The sequence below is a fragment of the Shigella sp. FJ200513 genome (genome assembly GCF_040495915.1).
Taxonomy (GTDB): domain Bacteria; phylum Pseudomonadota; class Gammaproteobacteria; order Enterobacterales; family Enterobacteriaceae; genus ECMA0423.
In genome coordinates this window covers 1-938 of sequence record NZ_JBDYCV010000251.1, presented here as the reverse complement: position 1 = coordinate 938, position 938 = coordinate 1, and the positions used below count along the sequence as shown (strand labels likewise).

The window sequence follows — 938 nt, the reverse complement described above, 5'->3', positions numbered from 1 at the left end:
CTTCAGGGAAAAATATCATCAGATGACTGCTTAAAAAAAGAACAAATGGTAGTGTCCGCTATTGCCAGTACACCTCATAATGCGCGTGCGTTCGCAAGGGGAGATGGATTCGCTCGTGCGTAATGCCGGATTTGATAAATGCACTCAACGGATTGATGTGTGGGGCATTTTTACGGTTTCGATGGCGGTGCGTCGTGATAACTGAACGTCGGAACGTATTGCTACAAGGCGCTGGCTGGTTATTGTTGCTGGCCCCGTTTTTCTTCTTCACCTATGGATCTCTTAATCAGTTCACCGCGGTTCAGGACCTTAACAGCCATGATATCCCCAGTCAGGTATTCGGTTGGGAAACGGCGATCCCTTTTCTTCCCTGGACTATTGTTCCTTACTGGAGTCTGGATCTTTTATATGGATTTTCGCTGTTCGTTTGTAGCTCGACATTCGAACAACGCCGACTTGTCCACCGGCTTATTCTGGCAACGGTAATGGCCTGCTGCGGTTTTTTTCTCTACCCGCTGAAGTTTAGTTTTATCCGTCCTGAAGTGAGTGGGGTGACAGGATGGCTATTTTCGCAACTTGAACTGTTTGATCTGCCTTATAACCAGTCTCCTTCGCTGCATATTATTCTCTGCTGGCTACTTTGGCGTCACTTTCGTCAGCATCTGGCTGTGAGGTGGCGTAAAGTCTGTGGCGGATGGTTTTTACTCATCGCCATTTCGACGCTGACGACATGGCAGCATCATTTTATTGATGTCATCACAGGGCTGGCGGTAGGTATGTTGATTGACTGGATGGTGCCCGTCGACCGTCGTTGGAATTATCAGAAACTTGATCAACGTCGAATCAAAATAGCACTGCCATATTGAGGTGTACTGGCAATAGCGGACACTACCATTTGTTCTTTTTTTAAGCAGTCATCTGATGATATTTTTCCCTGA

At 46.8% G+C, this 938-nt stretch carries 2 pseudogenes; both read left to right on the top strand.

What is annotated here, in order from left to right:
- Nucleotides 1-76 precede the first annotated feature (76 nt).
- A pseudogene (locus tag ABZJ92_RS22005) lies at nucleotides 77-205 on the top strand (class I SAM-dependent methyltransferase family protein); the annotation flags it as partial.
- Nucleotides 195-863 (top strand): annotated as a pseudogene (locus ABZJ92_RS22000) (phosphatase PAP2 family protein); the annotation flags it as partial. The pseudogenes ABZJ92_RS22005 and ABZJ92_RS22000, both read left to right, overlap by 11 nt.
- Nucleotides 864-938: the final 75 nt, after the last annotated feature.